The sequence below is a fragment of the Actinomadura sp. ATCC 39365 genome (genome assembly GCF_054392275.1).
In genome coordinates this window covers 10,123,676-10,141,994 of sequence record NZ_CP184335.1, presented here as the reverse complement: position 1 = coordinate 10,141,994, position 18,319 = coordinate 10,123,676, and the positions used below count along the sequence as shown (strand labels likewise).

The window sequence follows — 18,319 nt, the reverse complement described above, 5'->3', positions numbered from 1 at the left end:
TTCGCTCATGTTCGTCCCCAACGGCGTCCATCACGAACAGCACACCACCAAGCTCTCCTTCCGCCCCGCCTCAGGCAAGGGCGGACCGGCGTGAAAGGCCACTGGAGCCTCGACGACCGGCTGGAGCGGTCGTTGCGCGAGGTCCCCTTCGAGGTGCCCGCCGGGTCGGAGTCCGTCACCGTGCGGCTCGACCATGACCGGTCGCAGGGCGTGCTCGATCTCGGCTGCGGCTCGCCCGGCGGCTTCCGCGGCTGGTCGGGAGGGGCGCGCACGGAGTTCACGATCGCCCGAGACTGGGCCACCCCCGGCTACCTGCCCGGCGTCCCCGAGCCCGGCACCTGGCACGTGTGGCTCGGGCTGCACCGCGTGCCGCCGCAGGGCCTCGACTTCACCCTGGAGATCACGGCCGGGCGCACGGCCCCGCCGGAGCCGGTCGCCGCCGACCCGCCGCCCGGCGAACGGCCGCCGCGCAGGGACGTGCCCGACGTCGGCGGGCTGCGCTGGTTCGCCGGGGACTTCCACGCGCACACCGTCCACAGCGACGGCGCGCTCACCGTCGCCGAGCTGGCCGAGCTGGCCCGCGGCCGGGGCCTGGACTTCCTGGCGGTCACCGACCACAACACCGTCAGCCACCACCCCTGGCTGCGCGCGACCGACCGCGGCGTCACGCTCATCCCCGGCCAGGAGGTCACCACCGACCGCGGCCACGCCAACGTGTTCGGCGAGGTCGGCTGGGTGGACTTCCGGCGGCCCGCGGGCTCCTGGACCGAGCACGCGGGGCGTGCGGGCGGCCTGATCTCGATCAACCACCCGCTGGGCGGCGACTGCGCCTGGCTGCTGCCGGTCGACGAACGCCCGAGGGTGGCCGAGGTGTGGAGCTCCGGGTGGTGGGACCGCCGCTGGGGCGCGCCGCTGGCCTGGGCCGACGCCTGGCGCGACGACGTGGTGGCGATCGGCGGCAGCGACTTCCACCGGCACGGCAGCGACGGGCTCCCGGGCGCGCCGACCACGTGGGTGCTGGCCGAGGAGCCGGGCGCGGTGCTCGACGGCGTACGCGCCGGGCGCACCGCGGTCTCGGCGGGACCGGACGCGCCGCTGCTGCTCCGGCTGGGCGACGAGCTGCTCGCGCTCGACGCCGACGGCCTGGTGCTGGTCCGCCCCGGCGGCGCCCGCCAGGTCGTACGCGGCGAGCGGGCGCTGCTCCCCGCCGTCGAGGGACGCCACCGCCTGGAGACCTACGAGAACGAGGTGATCGCCCTATGCGAGTGAGGAGAGTCGCGAACGCGCCGGTGAGCTTCGGCGTGTTCGAGCTCAGCGACGCGCCGCCACCCCTGGGCCCGGACGAGATGGTCCGCGCGCTGGCCGAGGCCGGTTACGCGGGCATCGACTCCGGGCCCATCGGCTATCTCGGCACCGGCCCCGGCCTGGCCGCCCGGCTGTCGGCGCACGGCCTCCTGCTCGCCGGCGGCTGGGTCGACCTGCGATACGGCGACGCCGAGGCCTACCGGCGGGGGCTGCCCGCGCTGGAGGCCGCGCTCGACGTGTTCGCCGCCGCGCCCGAGGCGCCCGCCCTCTTCGCGCCCCGGCCCACGCTGGCCTGCTCGGGCTCGCCCGAGAGGTTCGCCAGGCCCGGCGGGAGCGCCCCAGGGCTGCCCGCCGCCGACTGGCCCGGGTACGCCGCCCGCGTCCAGGACGCCGCCGACCGCTGCCGCGAACGCGGCCTGGAACCCGCCTTCCACCACCACCTCGGCACCTACGTCGAGACCCCCGACGACGTCGAGCGCCTCCTGGAGCTGACCGACGTCCAGCTCTGCCTGGACACCGGCCACCTGCTGCTGGCCGGCGGGGACCCGGTCGCGGCGCTGCGCGCGTGGGCCGGCCGCGTCGGGCACGTGCACGTCAAGGACGGCGACACCAAGATCCTGGCCGCCGCCCTGGACGACGGCGCCGACCTGCGCGAGCTGATGGCCAGGGGCGGCTTCACCCGCCTGGGCGACGGCGAGCTCGACCTGCCCGCGGTCGTGGCGGCGCTCGACGCCATCGGCTACGAGGGCTGGATCGTGGTCGAGCAGGACACGATGCCGGGCCGTCGCCCGGTCGCGCGGAACATCGCCGACCAGGCCGCCAACCGCGAGCGGCTGAGGGAGCTGGGCCTGTGAGGATCGCGCTGGTCGGGTGCGGGGCCGTCACCCAGGCGGTCTACGTGCCGCTGCTGTCCAGGCGGCGGGACCTGTTCGAGGTGAGCGCCGTCTGCGACCTGTCGCGCACGCTGGCCGACGTCGTCGGCGACCGGCTGGGCACGTCCCGGCGCTACACCTCCCTGGCCAAGATGCTGGCCGACGGCGGTTTCGAGGCCGTGGTGGTGCTGGCCTCCGGCTCCCACGGCGAGACCGTGCGCCGGGCGCTGGCCGCCGGGTACGCCGTGCTGTGCGAGAAGCCGCTCGCGCTGACCAGGGCGGAGGTGGCGGCGCTGCCCGAGGGGCGGCTGATGGTCGGCTACATGAAGCAGTACGACCCGGCCGTGCGCCGGGCCGTCGCGCTGCTGGAGGAGCTGGGCGGCCCGGCGGCCGTCCGGTCGGTCGAGGTGACCGTGCTGCATCCCAGCGGGGAGTCGCAGCTCGCGTTCGCGAACCTGGCGCGGGCCGGCGACGTCGATCCCGGCGTGCTCGGCTCGTTGCGCGAGGCCGAGGACACGCTCGTCTCCCGAGCGCTGGGCCAGGCCGCCCCGGAGTCGCTGCGCAACGTCTACGCGGTCTCCCTGGGCTCGATCTGCCACGATCTGTCGCTGCTCAGGCGCTTCACCGGATCGCCGCGGGAGATCGCGCACGTGGACAGCTGGGGGCCGGCGCCCGGGTCCGTGGAGATCTCCGGGCCGCTGCCCGTGGCGGGCCGGTTCCACATCCGCTGGCACTACCTGGACGGCTACCCCGCCTACCGCGAGACCGTCGCGATCCACCACGACGGAGGCACGCTGGAGCTGGTCTTCCCCACGCCCTACCTGATGAACGCGCCCACCACCCTCACCGTGGTCTCCGGGGCCGAGACCCGCGCCGAACACCGCCAGGTGACCGAGGCGTTCGAGGTACAACTGACGGCCTTCCATGCTTATGTGAACGATGGCAGCTCGCCGCTCACCGACGCGGCCGGCGCACTGGAGGACATCGTGACGGCTCAGCGGATCGCCGCCCGCTACGCCGTCCAGCATCGGCTGCCCATCGGAGGGGAGGCGGCGGCATGGACATAGTGGTCGTACCGCACACGCATTGGGACAGGGAGTGGTACGAGCCCTTCCAGCGCTTCAGGCTGCGGCTGGTGGACCTCCTCGACGAGGTGCTCGACACCATGGAACGCGAGCCCGCCTACCACTTCACCCTCGACGGCCAGCTCGCCTGCGTGGACGACTACCTGGAGGTACGCCCGGAGAACCGGCACCGCGTCGCGGCGCTCGTCGAGTCCGGGCGGCTGGCGGTGGGTCCGTGGCAGATCCTGCTCGACGAGTTCCTCTGCTCGGGCGAGAACATCGTGCGCAACCTCGAACTCGGGCTGGCCGGTGCGGACGGGCTCGGCGGCGCGATGCGGGTGGGCTACCTGCCGGACATGTTCGGTCACACCGCCCAGATGCCGCAGATCCTGCGGCTGGCCGGTCTGGAGCACGCCTGCGTCTACCGCGGGGTGCCGTCGTCGGTGACGACCGACGCCTTCGCCTGGGTGGCCCCCGACGGCACGGCGATCCGCACCCAGTACCTGCCCGAGGGCGGCTACGGCAACGGCGCCCACCTGTTCTCCGACGCCAAGGGGCTGGAGGAGCGGGCGGCGGAGTTCGTCGCCACCATGCGCGCCTGGCACGGCCCCGAGGGCGAGCTGCTGGCCATGTACGGCACCGACCACTCGGCCCCCGTGCGCGGGTTGCCGGAGATGGTGGCGGCCGTCGGCGCCCGCATGGACACCTTGTCTGGATATATCGAGAAATTCTCGGGTGACACCGCGGGGCTGCCCCAGGTCGTCGGCGAGCTGCGCTCGCACGCCCGCGCCAACATCCTGCCCGGCGTCATCTCCGTCCGCGCCGCCGTCAAGCAGGCCATGGGCCGGGCCGAGCGCATGGTCGAGCGCTACGCCGAGCCCCTGGCCACGCTCTGGGGCGGCCCGTGGCCCGGCCGCTTCCTCGACATGGCCTGGCGGCGGTTGGTGGAGGCCAGTGGCCACGACTCGGTCACCGGCTGCGGCGTGGACGAGACCGCCCAGCAGGTCGCCGCCCGCATCGCCGAGGCCGAGCAGCTCGGGCAGGCCGTCCGCGACATGGTGACCGCGCGGCTGGCGGCGGCGGTGCCGGCCGACGGCGTGCTCGTCGTCAACCCGACGCCCGCCGTGCGCAGCGGCGTGGTGATCGCCGACGTGGCCGGCGGCAGCGGGCCGCTGGTGGGCCCCTCCGGCACGCCGGTGCCCACCCAGCCCCTGGAGTGCGGGCCGGTGCTGCTGCTGGACGAGCGGATCGACCCCCTCACCGTGCTGGGCTTCGTGCACGGCACCGAGCTGTACGGCCAGCACGTCATCGGCTGGAAGGTGTTCGACGACATCCTCCTCATCACCGTGGGCAGGGAACCGCGCGGGCCGTTCGACCAGGCCGAGCTGCGCCGCGCGCTCGACGGCGTGACCTGGGTCCGGGTCGAGGCCGAGCCCCGGTCCACGGTCGCCGCCTTCGTCGAGGTGCCCGCGCTCGGCCACACGAGCCTGCGCCCCGGCCCGCCCGAGCCCACGCACCCCGCTCCGCTGGCGGAGGTCCGCAACAACGGCCACCACCAGGACTGCTGGCTCTCCTCCGACACCGGCGTCCTGCCCATCAAGGTCAGCTCCACGGTGATGGACAACGGGCTGTTGCGGGTCGAGATCGAGCCCGACGGCACCCTCGGCCTGTTCGGCGAGGACGGCCGGACGATCACCGGCGTGGGCCGCATCGAGGACGGCGGCGACTCCGGCGACACCTACAACCACGCGCCCCCCGCCGACGACCTGGTCGTGTCCGAGCCGATCTCGATCGACACGGAGATCGTCGAAGGCGGCCCGCTCGTCGCCGCCGTGGAGATCACCCGGGTCTACCTGTGGCCGGCGGCGGGCGAGCCCGTCCCCAACACGCCGGAGCGGCCGCCGCCCGCGCGTACCGGCGCGACCGAGGACGTCGTGGTCACCATGCGGGTCGAGCTGCGGGCGGGCGAGCCGTTCGTCCGGCTGCGGGTGTCGTTCGACAACCGGTGCGCCGACCACCGGGTGCGGCTGCACGTGCCGCTGCCGAGGCGGGCCGACCATTCGCTGGCCGAGGGGCAGTTCGCGATCGTGCGGCGGGAGCTGGAGGCCGAGGGCGGCTGCGGCGAGACCCCGCTGCCCACCTTCCCCGCCTCCGGCTGGGTGGCCGCCGGCGGCGTCGCCGCGCTGCTGGAGCACGTCACCGAGTACGAGCTGCTGGACGACGGGTACGAGCTGGCGCTCACGCTGCTGCGCTCGGTCGGCTACCTGTCGCGCAACCACAACGCGCTGCGCCCCGAGCCCGCCGGTCCGCAGCTGCCGACCCCCGCCGCGCAGTCACGCGGGCCGCACACCGTGTCGCTGGCGCTGATGCCGTACATGGACTGGCGGGACGTGCCGCCGCAGGCGGAGACGTTCCGGCACGACCTGCTGGTCGTGCCGGGCAGCGGCGATCGCGAGCTGAGCCCGCCGCCGGCGGCGCAGGGGTTGTCGGTGTCCGGCCAGGGCGTGACGATGAGCTCGCTGCGCCGCCGCGACGACTGGCACGAGCTGCGCCTGGTGGCGCTCACCTCGTCCGGCACCGAGGCCGTGGTGCGGGGGGCCTTCACCCGGGCCAGGCGGGCCGGCCTGACCGGCAGCCCCGGCGAGCCGCTGGAGACCGAGGACGGCACGCTCAGGCTGCCGCTGAGACCGTGGGAGATCGCCACCGTCCAGCTCCGCTGACCCGGAGCCTCAGCACAGGCCGAGCTGGCGGGCCGCGCGCACGGCCAGCCAGACCTCCGCGAACGCCGCGCTGGACGACAGGTCGCGCCCGCTCAGCGCGGCGAACCGGCGCAGCCGGTAGGCCAGCGTGTTGGGATGGACGTGCAGCGCCGCCGCCGCGTCCTCGACGTGGCGGTTGCGCTCCATCCACGTGCGCACCGACAGCAGCAGCCGCGAGTCGTGGGCCTCGTCGTAGGCCAGCACCTCGCCCAGCACGTGGTCGACCAGGGCCGACAGCGTCGAGGGGTCGTCGGGCAGCCAGCGGCCGGTCGTGTCGTCGCCGTAGTGGACCAGCGCCTTGCCCGACTCGGCGGCGTGCGCGGCCGCCCACACGGCCTCGCGCTGGGCCACCCGCAACGACTCGCCCGGCGGGAACGGCCGGCTCACGCCCGCGCTCACCCCGGGCACGGCGGCCACCGCGGGCCCCAGCTCGGGCGGCCCCAGCAGGTAGTGGTCGTCGCCGCGCCGCAGCAGCAGGTGCGGCAGCTCGCCCACCGCCCTGCGCAGCGCGTCGTCGGGCGCGTGCCGCACGACGAGCAGCACCGACCCGGTCTCCAGGGGCAGGCCCATCCTGGCCAGCCGGCGCCGGGCCGCGGGCGGGTCGAGCACGTCCTGGAGCAGCTCGGCCAGCGTCTCGGCGCCCTCTCTGCGCAGGGTCTCGCGCTCATGCCTGACCATGGCGACCTGGAGGGCGGCCACGGTGGCGATGTGCTGGACCACGGCCAGCCCGGCGGGCCGCGCACCCTCCCGCTCGAAGGCCACCAGGAACCCGGCTGGGCCGCCGGGCGCCGGCACCGGCAGCGCGAAGCCGCCCGGGATCGTGGGCGGCGCGTCGGGCTCGGCGGGCAGGACGTCGAGCGCGGGCACCGGCACGCCGGGCAACAACGGCCGGCCCTGCGGGGTGCACAGGTAGACGTCGTAGCCGGACAGGCGTTCCAGGCGCTTGAACAGGGTGACGGTGTCGAGGTCCTCGGCGGCCAGCCAGCGCAGCGCGCCGAACACCTGGAGCTGGGCGCCCAGCCGGTGGCTGGCGTCCTCCTGCAGCGCCGCCGCCACCTCCTGCGAGACGGCGATGAACGGCACCGCGAGCGGCACCTCCAGCACCGGCATGCCGCGCTCCTCGGCGGCCTCGAAGAACGCCTGGTGCAGCGGCGGCACGTGCAGCTGGGCCGACAGGGCGAGCGCCGAGACCCCCGCGTCGTCGAGGCGTTCGAGGTAGGCGCGCTGCCGGGCGGCCGAGCGCGGCAGGCCGAGACCGGTCGTCATGATGACCTCGGCGCCGAGCAGCCAGGGCGTCGGGTCGGCCAGCTCGCTGACGTGCGCCCACGAGACCGAGCGGGACAGCCCGGCCTCGCCGGCGAGCACGCGGAGCTGGAGAGCGGGGGAGCGGAGAAGGTCTTCGACCGTCAGCTTGTGGTCAGCCACAACACACACCGTATTACTTTGTGGGAGTAACAATTGCCGCAGGTCAGAAGCGTGACGAACACTGACGAGCATGCACATCGGTCCCGTCGACTCCTCCCGGGTCCCGCGTTTCGCCGGGCCCGCCACCTTCGCCCGGCTGCCCCGGCTCGACCAGGTCGAGCGGGCGGACGTGGCCGTCGTTGGCGTGCCCTTCGACGCGGGCGTGTCCTACCGTCCGGGCGCCCGGTTCGGCCCCGCCGCCGTACGGGAGGCCAGCCGGTTGCTGCGGCCCTACCACCCGGGGCTGGACGTCTCGCCGTTCGAGCGCGTCCAGGTCGCCGACGCCGGTGACATCGCGGCGAACCCGTTCGACATCGGCGAGGCCGTCGAGACCATCGAGGCCGCGGCCGACGAGCTGGACGCCCGGCTGGTCACCATCGGCGGCGACCACACGATCGCGCTGCCGCTGCTGCGCTCGGCGGCCAGGAAGCACGGCCCCGTGGCGCTGCTGCACTTCGACGCGCACCTCGACACCTGGGACACCTACTTCGGCGCCGAGTACACCCACGGCACCCCCTTCCGCCGGGCGGTCGAGGAGGGCCTTCTCGACACCGAGGCGCTGAGCCACGTCGGCATCCGCGGCCCGCTGTACGGCAAGAAGGACCTGGAGGACGACCGGCGGCTCGGGTTCGGCATCCTGACCGCCGCCGACGTGCTCCGCCGCGGCCTGGACGAGGTCATCGACGTGCTGCGGCAGCGCGTCGGCGACCGCCCGCTCTACGTCTCCGTCGACATCGACGTGCTCGACCCCGCCCACGCCCCCGGCACCGGCACGCCGGAGGCCGGCGGGCTCACCAGCCGGGAGCTGCTGGAGATCCTCCGCGGTCTGGCCGGCTGCCGCCTGATCGGGGCCGACGTGGTCGAGGTGGCCCCCGCCTACGACCACGCCGAGATCACCTCGGTCGCCGCCTCCCACGTGGCCTACGACCTCGTCAGCCTGCTGGCGATGCAGGAGAAGACATGAGCATCACCGAGATCGAGACCTACGGCGTCGAACGCATCCCCGACGCCGACCGCACCGCCGGGCCGTTCGACCTGTTCCGGGTCGCCTTCGGGGGCGCGAACACGTTCGCCACCTGCGTGCTCGGCGCCTTCCCCATCCTGTTCGGCCTGTCGTTCTGGCAGGGGCTCGCGGCCACCGTGCTCGGCCTGGTGGTCGGGGCGCTGATCCTGGCGCCGCTGTCGCTGTTCGGGCCGCTCAACGGCACCAACAACGCCGTCTCCTCCTCGGCCCACCTGGGCGTGCACGGCCGGGTCGTCGGCTCGTTCCTGTCGCTGCTGACCGCCATCGCGTTCTTCTCGATCTCGGTGTGGTCGTCGGGCGACGCGCTGGTGGGCGGTGCGCACCGGCTCGTCGGCCTGCCCGACACCGACCTGTCCTACGGGGTGGCCTACGCCGTCTTCGCCCTGCTCGTCCTCGTGGTCTGCGTGTACGGCTTCCGCTTCATGCTGTTCGTCAACAAGATCGCGGTCGCGGCGGCGTCGCTGCTGTTCGTGCTCGGGCTGTTCGCCTTCGCCGGGGACTTCGACCCGTCCTATCCCGGGACGCTGGCGGCCGGCGACCCGCTGTTCTGGCCGTCGTTCATCGGCGCGGCGCTGATCGTGTTGTCGAACCCGGTGTCCTTCGGCGCCTTCCTGGGCGACTGGTCCCGCTACATCCCGGCCTCGACCCCGCGCTCCCGCGTGATGGCGGCGGCCTTCCTGTCGCAGCTCGCCACCGTCCTGCCGTTCTTCTTCGGGCTGGCCACCGCCTCGATCATCGCCGCCAAGGCCGCCGAGTACGTCGACCCGGCCGCGCCCAACTACGTGGGCGGGCTGCTGGCGATCTCGCCGGCCTGGTACTTCGTCCCGGTCTGCCTGATCGCGCTGATCGGCGGCATGTCCACCGGCACCACCTCCCTGTACGGGACCGGGCTCGACTTCTCCAGCGTGTTCCCGCGCTTCTCCCGGGTGCAGGCGACCGTGTTCATCGGCACTCTGTCGATCGTGTTCATCTTCGTCGGGCGCTTCGCGGCGAACCTGACGGCCAGCATCTCCACGTTCGCCACGCTGATCATCACCTGCACCGCGCCCTGGATGGTGATCATGATGCTCGGCTACGTGACCCGCAGGGGCTGGTACGACCCCGACGCCCTGCAGGTCTTCAACCGGCGGCAGCGCGGCGGGCGGTACTGGTTCACCCACGGCTGGAACTGGCGCGGCCTCACGGCGTGGCTGCTCGCGGCCGCCGTGGCGCTGATGTTCGTCAACCTGCCCGGCCAGTTCGTCGGGCCGCTGGGCGACCTGGCCGGCGGCGTGGACGTCTCGCTGCCGCTGGGCCTCGCGGTCGCGGCCGTGCTCTACCTGACGCTGCTCGCGCTCTTCCCCGAACCGCGCGAGGTGTACGGCCCGCGGGGCCCGCGCCTGGTGCGCTCGGCCGATACGCCGATCCTGCCCATCGTGGACGCGGCAGAATCGATGGCGTGATGGAACTCGTCGACCTGTCGGTGCCCGTCGAGACCGGGATGCCCGTCTACCCGGGCGATCCCGAGGTCTCGGTCGCCCCCGCGCTCACCGTCGCCCGCGACGGCGTCAACGTGCTGGGCCTGCACCTCGGCTCGCAGTCGGGCACCCACGTCGACGCCCCCTTCCACATCGACGACGCGCTGCCGGCGCTCGGCGAGCTGCCGCTGTCCCGCTTCGCCGGGCCCGCCGTGGTGGCCGACGCCCGGGGGCTCGCGCCCCGGTCCCCGATCGGGGCCGGGCTCCTCGACGGCCTGGCCTGGCCGTCCGGCGGGGACGCGCCCATCGTGCTGGTCGCGACCGGCTGGTCGGCCCACTGGGGCGGCGAGTCCTACCAGGGCCACCCCTTCCTCACCGAGGACGCCGCCACGCTGCTGGTCGAGCGGGGCGTGCGCACGGTCGGCATCGACGCGCTGAGCGTCGACCCCACGCCGGCCGACGACTTCCCGGCCCACCGCGTCCTGTGCGGGGCGCACGCCGTGATCGCCGAGAACCTGACCGGCCTCGACCGGCTGCTCGACGCCCAGGCCCGGGGGCGGCCGATCGAGGTCTGGATGATGCCGCTGCGGCTCGACGGCGCCGACGGCGCGCCCGTGCGGGCCGTGGCGCGGATCGGTTAGCGCGTGCCCCAGGAGTACGACTGCTTGCGCAGCTTCAGGTACACGAACGACTCCGTGGCCCGGACGGCGGGGATGGCGCGGATCTTGCTGAGGATCTCCAGCAGGTGCCCGTCGCCCTCGCAGACCACCTCGACGATCACATCGAAGGAGCCTGCCGTGAGCACCACGTAGTCGATCTCCTCGATGGCCGACAGCTCGTCGGCCACCGACTCCAGGTCGCCCTCGCAGTTGACCCCGATCATCGCCTGGCGGGGGAAGCCGAGGGTGAGGGGGTCGGTGACCGCGACGATCTGCATCACCCCGGCGTCCTGCAAACGCTGGACGCGCTGACGGACCGCGGCCTCGGAGAGCCCGACGGCCTTGCCGATCGCCGCGTAGGGCATGCGCCCGTCTGACTGGAGCTGCTCGATGATCTGCTTGGAGAGATCGTCGAGCACGACGGGCCCGGAACTGGCGTTGTTTCGTCGTACGCGGGGCGGCGTCGTCATGTCAGAGGAATCCTCCTAGCGGTCCGGCGTTACGGGGGCGTTCCCGCTCGATTGCCGTCCTGGTGCGACATGTTGTCAGTTCTTGGCGGTGTGTCAAGCGAATTCGTAGCAATTTGATATCTTCACCACGAAATCCCTTGTCCAGATGCATCTGCTCTGTAAGAGTCGCGGCATCTCAGCCACCTCAACGAGGAGGTCGTGCATTGACCACCCGTCTGCAGAACTTCATCAACGGTGAGTTCGTGGACGCCCAGAGCGGCCGGTTCTCCGACATCATCGACCCTTGCACGGGAGAGGCCTACCTTCAGGCCCCGGTCTCCGGTGTCGAGGACGTCGACGCGGCCTACGCCGCGGCGGCCGCCGCGTTCGAGTCGTGGGGTCGGACCACCCCCGGTGAGCGGGCGAACCTGCTGCTCAAGGTCGCCGACGCGATCGACGCCCGGGCCGACGAGATCAACGAGGCCGAGTGCCTCAACACCGGCAAGCCGCGCGCCCGCATGGCCGAGGACGAGACGCCGGTCGCGGCCGACCACTTCCGCTTCTTCGCCGGCGCCGCGCGCACCCTGGAGGGCCCCACGGCCGGGGAGTTCCTCGCCGAGCACACCAGCGTCATCAGGCACGAGCCCATCGGCGTCGTCGGCCAGGTCACCCCCTGGAACTACCCGATGATGATGGCCGTGTGGAAGATCGCCCCGGCGCTGGCCGCCGGGAACACGATCGTCCTCAAGCCGTCGGACACCACCCCGGCCTCCACGCTCAAGCTGGCCGAGATCGTCGGCTCGGTGCTGCCGCCCGGCGTCTTCAACGTCGTCACCGGCGACCGCGAGACCGGCGCGCTGGTCGTGGGCCACCCGACCGCCGCCATGGTGGCGATCACCGGGTCCGTCGGCGCGGGCATGGCGGTCGCCAAGAGCGCCGCCGACGACCTCAAGCGGGTGCACCTGGAGCTCGGCGGCAAGGCGCCGGTCGTGGTCTTCGAGGACGTCAAGGACCTCGCCAAGGCCGCCGCCGACATCGCCACCGCCGGTCTCTACAACGCCGGCCAGGACTGCACCGCGGCCTGCCGCGTGCTCGTCCAGGAGAGCGTGCACGACGAGTTCGTGGCCGCGCTGACCGAGGCCGCCGCCGCGACCGTGACCGGCGGCCTGGACAACGAGGAAGCGCTCTACGGTCCGCTCAACAACGAGAACCAGCTCACCAGGGTCCAGGGCTTCATGGACCGGGTCCCCGGCCACGCCAAGGTGCTCACCGGCGGCAACCGCGTCGGTGACAAGGGCTGGTTCTTCGCCCCGACCGTCGTCGACGGCCTGCGGCAGGACGACGAGATGGTGCAGAACGAGGTCTTCGGCCCCGTCATCACCGTCCAGACGTTCACCGACGAGGCCGACGCGCTGGCCAAGGCCAACGACGTCAGGTACGGCCTGTCCAGCTCGGTGTGGACCTCCGACCACGGCCGCGCCATGCGCATGTCGAACCGCCTCGACTTCGGCGTGGTCTGGGTCAACACGCACATCCCGTTCGTCTCGGAGATGCCGCACGGCGGCTTCAAGCACTCCGGGTACGGCAAGGACCTGTCGGTGTTCGGTCTGCACGACTACACCAGGGTCAAGCACGTCATGCACTACATCGGCGAATAAGGACGAGCCCTGGACATGACCGAGCTATCCGCGATTCAGCTTGAGGACGTCGTCAAGGAGTACCTCTCGCACGGCGAGGTCGTCCAGGCGGTCAAGGGTGTGTCGCTGGACATCGCCGAGGGGGAGTTCTTCTCCCTCCTCGGCCCGTCCGGATGCGGCAAGACCACGACCATGAGGATGATCGCCGGCTTCGAGGAGCCCACCAAAGGGCTCGTGAGGCTGCACGGCAAGGACGTCACCGACGTCCCGCCGAACAAGCGCGACGTCAACATGGTCTTCCAGTCCTACGCCCTGTTCCCGCACATGAGCGTGTGGGACAACGTGGCGTTCGGCCTGAAGCAGCGCAAGACGCCGCAGGAGGAGATCCGGCGGCGGGTCGGCGAGATGCTGGAGATCGTCGACCTGACCGGCCGGGAGAAGCGCCGACCGCGCGAGATGTCCGGCGGTCAGCAGCAGCGCGTGGCGCTGGCCCGCGCGCTGGTCAACCGGCCGCGGGCGCTCCTGCTCGACGAGCCCTCGGGCGCGCTCGACCTCAAGCTGCGCCAGGCCATGCAGATCGAGCTCAAGCGCATCCAGCGCGAGGTCGGCATCACGTTCGTGTACGTGACGCACGACCAGAACGAGGCGCTGACCATGAGCGACAGGATCGCCGTGATGAACGACGGGCTGGTCGAGCAGCTCGCGAGCCCGCGGGAGATCTACGAACGGCCGGCCACCGCGTTCGTGGCGGGGTTCATCGGCACCTCCAACCTGATCACCGGGACGGTGACCGGCGGGGTGCTGGGGATCGGCGGCGGCCGGGTGCTGGTGCCGGGCCACGAGGGCGACGTGACGGTGACCGTCCGCCCCGAGAAGATCACGATCTGCGCGGACGAGCCGGGAGCCGGGCTGAGCGCCGTCCCCGGGACCGTCACGGAGATGGTCTACCTGGGCACCTCCAACAGTTACGCGGTGAAGCTCGCGGACGGGGCCGACATCACCGTGTTCGAGCAGAACGCGCATGACGCGACGGCGACCGCGGAGCGGGGCGACTCCGTGTGGCTGTCGTGGGAGGCGCAGCACTCTTACGTGATTGGAAGTTGATAGCACCCCATGAACCCCCGCCAGATCACCCCCGCCCTCCTGAGGGGCATGACCCAGCCCCGCACCCGCCGCGACTTCTTCCGTGTCACCGGCCTGTCCGCCGCCGGCCTCGCGCTCGCCGCCTGTGGCGTCCAGGGCCAGAAGGCCGCCCCTCCGAAGGCCGACGCCGTCCAGGACTACTGGTCCAAGCAGAGCAAGCACGGCAAGCTCGTCTTCGCCAACTGGCCCGAGTACATGCCCGAGGACCAGGCCCCGCTGAAGAAGTTCACCCAGACCACCGGGATCTCCGTGGAGTACAAGGAGGTCATCCAGGAGAACGCGGAGTTCTTCGGCAAGGCCGACCCCGTGCTCCGCGCCGGCCAGTCGCTCGGCTACGACATCATCGTGATGACCAACGGCGTGCAGCTCCAGCACATGGTCGAGCTCGGCTACATCGTGCCGCTCGACCACAGCCGGATGCCGAACTTCCTGGCCAACGCCGGCGACAAGTACAAGGAACGCGCCTACGACCCGGGCAACCAGTACACGATGCCCTACTCCTCGGGCGTGACCGGCATCGCCTACAACACCAAGTACGTCAAGGACGACATCACCAGCATCGAGGCCCTGTTCGACCCCAAGTACAAGGGGCGGGTCGGGATGATGGCCGACGCGCAGGAGATCGGCAACTTCGGGATGTTCGCGCTGGGCGTCGATCCGGAGAAGTCGACCGAGGCCGACTGGAAGAAGGCCGGGGAGAAGCTCAAGCAGCAGCGCGACGCGGGAATCGTCCGGAAATATTACGACCAGAGCTACATCGACGCCGTCTCCAAGGGCGACGTCTGGCTGACCATGGCCTGGTCGGGCGACATCTTCCAGCGGCAGCTCGCCGGCGAGCCGGTCAAGTTCGTGGTGCCGGCGGAGGGCGGCACGATCTGGACCGACAACATGCTCATCCCCAAGGGCGCGGCCAACCCCGTGGACGCCCTCACCCTCATGGACTACCTGTACCAGCCCGCGGTGGCCGCCGAGCTCGACGAGTTCATCCAGTTCGTCACCCCGGTCCCGGCCGTCCAGGACCTCCTGCGGGAGAAGGCCAAGACGGCCAAGGGCGAGGACAAGAAGGCCCTGGAGGACATGGTGGACAGCTCGCTCATGTTCCCCTCGGAGGCCGACTACGCCAAGCTGCGCACCTACACCAAGCTGACCACCCAGCAGGAGCAGGTGTTCAACTCCATCTTCCAGTCGATCACCCAGGCATAGCCATGAAACGGCTCACCCCCTACCTGCTCGCCCTGCCGAGCTGGCTGTGGCTGGCGATCTTCCTGGTCGTGCCCATGGTGGCGATGGCGTCGGTCTCGCTCCAGACGGGCAACGCCATCGACGGCTACGCGATGACGTTCAGCTTCTCCAACTACGCCGACGCGCTCGGCAGGTACAGCGACCAGCTGCTGCGCTCGCTCCTGTACGGCGGCCTGGCCACGGTGGCCATGCTGGTGATCGGCTACCCGGTGGCGTACTGGATCGCCTTCAAGGGCGGCAGCCGCAAGTCGGTGTACCTGTTCCTGCTGCTGCTGCCGTTCTTCGTGTCGTTCGTGCTGCGGACGATCTCGTGGAACTTCCTGCTGGCCGACAACGGCATCCTGTTCGGGACGCTGAAGGGCTGGGGGGTGCTGCCGGAGAGCTTCCACGTGCTGGCCACGACCGTGGCCGTGGTGGGCGGGCTCACGTACAACTTCCTGCCGTTCATGATCCTGCCGATCTACGTGGCCCTGGAGCGGGTGGACCCGCGGGTGGTGGAGGCGGCCCAGGATTTGTACGCCACCCGCGCCGGGGCCTTCCGCCGGGTGGTGCTGCCGCTGTCGCTGCCCGGCGTCTTCGCCGGGGTGCTGATGACGTTCGTGCCCGCGACGGCCGACCCGGTCAACGCGCAGATCCTCGGCGGCACGGCCAACACCATGATCGGCAACATCATCCAGACCGAGTACCTGACCAACCTCGACTACCCGACCGCCTCGGCGCTGTCGTTCACGCTGATGGCGATCCTGCTGGTGGGCATCTTCGTCTACGCCCGCGCGCTCGGCACCGAGAACGTCCTTGAGGCGGCGGCGCGATGAGCGGCGAGCGAGCAATGAGCAGGGGCGCGCGGGGCAGGTTCGGCGACCGCCTGCTGCACGTCTACACCTGGCTGATCATCCTGTGGCTGTCGTCGCCGATCGCCGTCATGATTCTGTTCGGCTTCAACGACAAGAAGAGCAAGTCGAACACGAGCTGGCAGGGCTTCACCCTCAAGTGGTACGGCGAGCTCTTCGAGATCTCCGACCTGACCACGGCGCTGCGCAACTCCATCGTGATCGCCCTGGCCAGCACCGTGATCACGGTCGTCATCGGGACGATGCTGGGCCTGGCCGTCGGCCGCCACCGCTTCCGCGGCCTCGGCGCCACGAACTTCCTGGTCTTCGCCGCCATCTCCACGCCGGAGCTGGTGATGGGGGCCTCGCTGCTGTCGCTGTTCGTCTCGGGCAACGTGCCGCGCGACGGCAACACGATCATCGTCGCGCACGTGCTGTTCTCGCTCTCCTTCGTCGTGGTGACGGTCAGGGCGCGGGTCATCACGCTCGACCCGTCGCTGGAGGAGGCGGCCAAGGACCTCGGCGCGACCGCCTGGGGCACGTTCCGGCAGGTGACGCTGCCCTCGATCATGCCGGGCGTGCTCGCGGGCGCGATGCTCTCCTTCGCGCTGTCGATCGACGACTACGTGGTGACGAGCTTCGTCAACGGCTCGACCGTCACCTTCCCGCTGTGGATCGTGGGCGCGGTGAAGACCGGCATTCCACCGCAGGTCAACGTGATGGGTACGCTCATCTTCGGGATCGGTGTGCTGATCGCCGTGGCGAACGCGGTGGCCGCCAGACGCCGCGCCTAGGATCTGCTCCAACAGGCTTTCCCCCGCGATCCGGCGGGGGGATTGGTGTATTCCGACCAAGAACAGGGAGGCGAGATCGGATTTCGGCGGGGGGAACCCGCGCGTGATCACATCATGCTTTTGGATCCCGCAATCATCAAAGAACATCTAAGACTTTCGTAGGGAAGTGGGATTTGTGGATCCGCTGAAGGCGCTGGCTGACGCGGAGCGCAAGCCGTACTGGCTGGACAGCCCGGCCAGACCCGAGCCGCGCGCGCGGCTCATCGGAAACACCGACGCCGACCTGGTCGTCGTCGGCGGAGGCTTCTCGGGGCTCTGGACGGCCCTGATGGCCAAGGAACGTGACCCTTCACTGGACGTGGTCCTGCTCGAAGGGCGCAGGATCGGCTGGGCGGCGACCGGCCGCAACGGCGGGTTCTGCATGGCGACCCTCACCCATGGCCTGGCCAACGGCCTGGAACGGTGGCCGGAGGACATCGGCCGGCTCGAACGCATGGGTGTCGACAACCTCGACGAGATCGAGCGCACGCTGGAGCGGCACGGCATCGACTGCTCCTTCGAGCGCACCGGCGAGCTGCACGTGGCCACCGAGCCGTGGCAGCTCGACTCGCTGGGCGAACACCTGGACCTGATCTCCGAGCTCGGCCTCGACTACGTGCCGATGGACGAGCGGCAGGTGCGGGCCGAGGTCAACTCGCCGACCTATCTGGGCGGCCTGTGGGAACGCAGCGGCTGCGCCATGCTGGACCCGGCGCGGCTGGCCTGGGGGTTGCGCGAGGCGTGCCTGCGGCTCGGCGTACGGGTCTTCGAGCGCAGCCCGGTGCGTTCGCTGCGCGACGACGGCACGACGATCACTCTGCGGACCCCGTACGGGTCGGTGACGGGCCGCCGGGTGGCGCTGGGCACGGGGGTCTTCCCGCCCCTGCTGCGCAGGCTCAAGCACTTCGTCGTCCCGGTGTACGACTACGCCCTGATGACCGAGCCGCTGACCGCGGCCCAGCTCGCCGAGGTGGGCTGGCACAACCGGCAGGGCGTCGGCGACTCGGGCAACCAGTTCCACTACTACCGGCTCACCGACGACAACCGCATCCTGTGGGGCGGCTACGACGCGGTCTACTACAACGGCGGCCTGGTCAAGCCGGAGTACGAGCAGCGCGACGAGACGTTCGTCAAGCTCGCCGAGCACTTCGCCACCACGTTCCCGCAGCTGTCCCAGGTGCGCTTCACGCACCGCTGGGGCGGCGTGATCGACACCTGCAGCCGCTTCAGCGCCTTCTACGGCACGGCGCACGGCGGCCGGCTGGCCTACGCCGTGGGCTACACCGGCATGGGCGTCGGGGCCACCAGGTTCGGCGCGAACGTGATGCTCGACCTGCTGTCGGGGGAGGCCACCGAGCGGACCGAGCTGCGGATGGTCAAGGAGAAGCCGGTCCCGTTCCCGCCCGAGCCGGTCCGGTCGGGGGTGATCCAGTTCACCCGGTGGTCGATCGCCCAGGCCGACCAGCATCAGGGCAAGCGCAACCTGTGGCTGCGCACGCTCGACAAGATGGGCCTCGGGTTCGACTCCTGATCCGGTGTTCCGAGGGGGCGCCGGGCCCGCCGGCCGCGGGCCTGGCGCAC

Annotated in this window: 15 protein-coding genes; 13 read left to right on the top strand and 2 right to left on the bottom strand. The window is 71.5% G+C overall.

What is annotated here, in order from left to right:
* Positions 1-90: 90 nt before the first annotated feature.
* Genes ACNF49_RS48395 through ACNF49_RS48380 form a run of 4 tightly spaced genes read left to right on the top strand, consistent with a single transcriptional unit; the run spans position 91 to position 5,961 of the window.
* Positions 91-1,269, top strand: a complete 1,179-nt coding sequence (locus ACNF49_RS48395) for a CehA/McbA family metallohydrolase (protein ID WP_357984236.1) — start codon at positions 91-93, stop codon at positions 1,267-1,269.
* A complete protein-coding gene (locus ACNF49_RS48390; RefSeq protein WP_357984238.1) occupies positions 1,260-2,159 on the top strand; it encodes a TIM barrel protein in 900 nt (299 codons plus the stop codon). Before ACNF49_RS48395 ends, ACNF49_RS48390 begins: the two co-directional genes overlap by 10 nt.
* Positions 2,156-3,244 (top strand): Gfo/Idh/MocA family protein, encoded by a 1,089-nt coding sequence (locus ACNF49_RS48385; protein ID WP_482941927.1) that lies wholly within the window; start codon positions 2,156-2,158, stop codon positions 3,242-3,244. The genes ACNF49_RS48390 and ACNF49_RS48385 overlap by 4 nt, the downstream gene beginning before the upstream one ends.
* On the top strand, positions 3,235-5,961 hold the full coding sequence (locus tag ACNF49_RS48380; RefSeq protein WP_498703594.1) for a glycoside hydrolase family 38 N-terminal domain-containing protein: 2,727 nt from the start codon (positions 3,235-3,237) through the stop codon (positions 5,959-5,961). The genes ACNF49_RS48385 and ACNF49_RS48380 overlap by 10 nt, the downstream gene beginning before the upstream one ends.
* A gap of 9 nt (positions 5,962-5,970) precedes the next feature.
* Here ACNF49_RS48380 and ACNF49_RS48375 read toward each other — a convergent pair whose 3' ends face one another.
* The gene (locus ACNF49_RS48375) at positions 5,971-7,425 is read right to left on the bottom strand and encodes a PucR family transcriptional regulator (protein WP_357984245.1); all 1,455 of its coding nucleotides are present in this window, start codon (positions 7,423-7,425) and stop codon (positions 5,971-5,973) included.
* A 70-nt stretch (positions 7,426-7,495) separates the two neighbouring features.
* Here ACNF49_RS48375 and speB point away from each other — a divergent pair, with 70 nt between their 5' ends.
* The 3 genes from speB to ACNF49_RS48360 are packed head-to-tail and all read left to right on the top strand — an operon-like array spanning position 7,496 to position 10,586.
* On the top strand, positions 7,496-8,428 hold the full coding sequence (gene speB / locus ACNF49_RS48370) for an agmatinase (protein WP_352322711.1): 933 nt from the start codon (positions 7,496-7,498) through the stop codon (positions 8,426-8,428).
* Positions 8,425-9,930, top strand: coding sequence for a purine-cytosine permease family protein (locus ACNF49_RS48365; protein WP_482941926.1), 1,506 nt, complete (start codon positions 8,425-8,427; stop codon positions 9,928-9,930). Before speB ends, ACNF49_RS48365 begins: the two co-directional genes overlap by 4 nt.
* Positions 9,930-10,586: a cyclase family protein gene (locus ACNF49_RS48360; RefSeq protein WP_482945688.1), complete on the top strand. Its 657-nt coding sequence runs from the start codon at positions 9,930-9,932 to the stop codon at positions 10,584-10,586. Before ACNF49_RS48365 ends, ACNF49_RS48360 begins: the two co-directional genes overlap by 1 nt.
* On the opposite strand, the gene ACNF49_RS48355 is transcribed toward ACNF49_RS48360, so the two are convergent.
* A complete protein-coding gene (locus tag ACNF49_RS48355; RefSeq protein ID WP_352322709.1) occupies positions 10,583-11,074 on the bottom strand; it encodes an Lrp/AsnC family transcriptional regulator in 492 nt (163 codons plus the stop codon). The two genes, ACNF49_RS48360 and ACNF49_RS48355, sit on opposite strands and share 4 nt — an antisense overlap.
* 203 nt (positions 11,075-11,277) lie before the next feature.
* Here ACNF49_RS48355 and ACNF49_RS48350 point away from each other — a divergent pair, with 203 nt between their 5' ends.
* The 6 genes from ACNF49_RS48350 to ACNF49_RS48325 all read left to right on the top strand — a co-directional run bounded on the left by ACNF49_RS48350 (position 11,278) and on the right by ACNF49_RS48325 (position 18,269).
* Positions 11,278-12,711: a gamma-aminobutyraldehyde dehydrogenase gene (locus ACNF49_RS48350; RefSeq protein WP_357984251.1), complete on the top strand. Its 1,434-nt coding sequence runs from the start codon at positions 11,278-11,280 to the stop codon at positions 12,709-12,711.
* 15 nt (positions 12,712-12,726) lie between these two features.
* A complete protein-coding gene (locus ACNF49_RS48345; protein ID WP_482941925.1) occupies positions 12,727-13,794 on the top strand; it encodes an ABC transporter ATP-binding protein in 1,068 nt (355 codons plus the stop codon).
* A gap of 48 nt (positions 13,795-13,842) precedes the next feature.
* Positions 13,843-15,036: a polyamine ABC transporter substrate-binding protein gene (locus ACNF49_RS48340; protein ID WP_498703591.1), complete on the top strand. Its 1,194-nt coding sequence runs from the start codon at positions 13,843-13,845 to the stop codon at positions 15,034-15,036.
* A gap of 2 nt (positions 15,037-15,038) precedes the next feature.
* A complete protein-coding gene (locus ACNF49_RS48335) occupies positions 15,039-15,890 on the top strand; it encodes an ABC transporter permease (RefSeq protein ID WP_357984259.1) in 852 nt (283 codons plus the stop codon).
* 14 nt (positions 15,891-15,904) lie between these two features.
* On the top strand, positions 15,905-16,699 hold the full coding sequence (locus ACNF49_RS48330; RefSeq protein ID WP_482941923.1) for an ABC transporter permease: 795 nt from the start codon (positions 15,905-15,907) through the stop codon (positions 16,697-16,699).
* Positions 16,700-16,874: 175 nt separating this feature from the next.
* Complete coding sequence (locus ACNF49_RS48325) at positions 16,875-18,269, top strand: NAD(P)/FAD-dependent oxidoreductase (protein WP_357984265.1); 1,395 nt, start codon at positions 16,875-16,877, stop codon at positions 18,267-18,269.
* Positions 18,270-18,319: the final 50 nt, after the last annotated feature.